3 protein-coding genes are annotated in these 1962 nt (G+C 75.3%); all 3 read right to left on the bottom strand.

Translation table 11 applies throughout. The annotated features are described in order from the left end of the window. On the bottom strand, positions 1 to 328 hold a 328-nt coding region (locus tag ABZ646_RS45890), incomplete at its 3' end, for a condensation domain-containing protein (RefSeq protein ID WP_360533544.1). A gap of 160 nt (positions 329 to 488) precedes the next feature. Next, on the bottom strand, positions 489 to 1133 hold the full coding sequence (locus ABZ646_RS45885; RefSeq protein ID WP_360533541.1) for a LuxR C-terminal-related transcriptional regulator: 645 nt from the start codon (positions 1131 to 1133) through the stop codon (positions 489 to 491). Next, on the bottom strand, positions 1130 to 1753 hold the full coding sequence (locus ABZ646_RS45880) for a response regulator transcription factor (protein WP_360533538.1): 624 nt from the start codon (positions 1751 to 1753) through the stop codon (positions 1130 to 1132). The genes ABZ646_RS45885 and ABZ646_RS45880 overlap by 4 nt, the downstream gene beginning before the upstream one ends. Positions 1754 to 1962: the final 209 nt, after the last annotated feature.

Here is a 1962-nt window from a genome sequence, read left to right as displayed (position 1 = left end):
GGTCGACCGGCCGGCGCAGCGCGCGCTCGAGGACCGCGGCGATGCCGGCCGCTCCGGCGGCGGGCGCGTCGACCCTGTCCAGCGGAACCTCGACCCGGGGGACCACATGGGCCACCGGCTCGCCGTCGGCGTCCGCATACCGGGTGCGCAGCACCTCGTGCCGGTCGACCACGTCGGCCAGGGCGGCGGCGAGGGCCTCGGTGTCGAGGTCGCCCCGCAGGCGCAGCGCCAGCGGAAGCAGATGGTCCGCCGTGCCGGGTCGCAGTTGGTCGAGGAACCACAGTCGTTGCTGCGAGAAGGATGTCGTCCGGCCGTCACAGCGGTCCACCGGCTCACCTCCGAGGAGTCGGGTAGGTCGTCGCGTGCCTCGGGTGGTCGGGGCACGTCCGGAGCTTGCCGTTCGGGCGTGGCGGCGCAGTAGGGAAGGAGCGGCAGCGCCCGTCGCGGCTTTTGCTGCGTCAATGTCTCTGGTCGGGACCGGGACCGGCTCAGATCAGCCCGGTGCGGACGCCGTACGCCACCGCGTGCGCCCGGTTGCGGACCTGCAGGCGGGTCATCAGGTCGTACATGACGTTCTTCACGGTGTGCTGGGAGCAGGACAGTTCACGGGCGATGGCCGCGTTGCCGTGCCCCTCGGCGACCAGCGCGAGCACCGTCTTCTGCCGGGCCGTCAGCGGCGAGTCGGGCACGGGGCGCCGGCGCTCCGGCTCGTCGCCGGCCGCCTCGTCGAGGAGACGGGCCAGTACGCCGTACGACATCCGGCCGTCGCCGTACCGGGCGGCGTGGACGGCGGTGAGCAGGCGCTCCGGCGTGGCCTCGGCGGACTGCAGCATCGCCGTCACCCCGGCCCGCACGGCCAGCCGCACTCCCGCGGCGGTGAAGGTGTCGGCGACCAGCAGGAGAGGGCCGCCGCCGGGTTCCGGCCGGCCCTCGAGCGCCGCTCCCGGCGTCCGGCCCGCGGCAACCCGGACGACCCCGTCGCAGTCTCCGGCCGCCACCAGCTCGACGCCGGCCCGGCGCAGACCGGCGGCGACCGTGTCGCGGGCCGCCCCGCCCGCCGGGCACAGATGCACGCGCGGCGCGCCGTCGTCCCGCCCGGCAACCGGCGCCGCTTCGAGGACGAGGCCGGTCACAGCAGGCCCGTCCGCAGCGCGTAGGCCACCGCGTGGGCGCGGTTGCGCAGCCGGAACCGCTGGGTGATGTCGCGGACCACGGTGGTCACCGTCCGCGGCGAGTAGCAGAGTTCCTTGGCGATCTCATCGGTCTCCCGGCCGTCGGCCACCATTCGCAGGACCGCGCGTTCCCGCTCGTCCAGGCCCCAGTCCGGGCCGCGGCCCCGTACGCCGGGATACGGGTCGGTCTCGGTGCTCTGGTCGAGCAGGCCGTCGATCAGGTCGGGGGGCACGGTGCAGTCGCCGCCGGCCACGGTTCGCACGGTCCGCGCCAGCCGGTCGGCGTCCACCTCGTGCCGGCGCAGGAGACCGCGGGCCCCGGCGTTGATGGCGTCCGCGGCCTCGGCCGCGGACATGTGGGAGGCGATCACGATGACGGCGGGCCGGTGCGGGCCGCCGCCGGTCGCGGCCACCAGATCGAGTTCCTCGCGATCCACTCGGTCGAAGATCACCACGGCCACGTCGGCCTTCTCCTCCGGCTGGACCAGTGCGATGTCCCGGTTGCCGGACAGGGCGCTGACGGCACCGGCTTCGAGCAGCGGGTCCAGGGCCACGACGCACAACGACAGGGGATTGCCCATGTGTACTCCTCGGTCAGCGCAGGACGAACCTCTCGGCGAGGAGTCTCGGCAACCCGTGCGCCGCGCCGCATGGGGCGCGATTACCCGCATTCCCGTGCCCCGCCGCGCCGGCCCCGGCCCGTACACCGACGGCCGGACCGCACACGGCCGCGCGCTGCCGGACGGAGCCCGGCCGCCTGGCCCGCTCGCCCCGGCCGCGGCGCCGTCGT

It is taken from the genome of Streptomyces sp. NPDC007162, from assembly GCF_040634175.1.
Lineage (GTDB): Bacteria > Actinomycetota > Actinomycetes > Streptomycetales > Streptomycetaceae > Streptomyces.
This window is presented reverse-complemented; position numbering and strand designations above follow the sequence as displayed.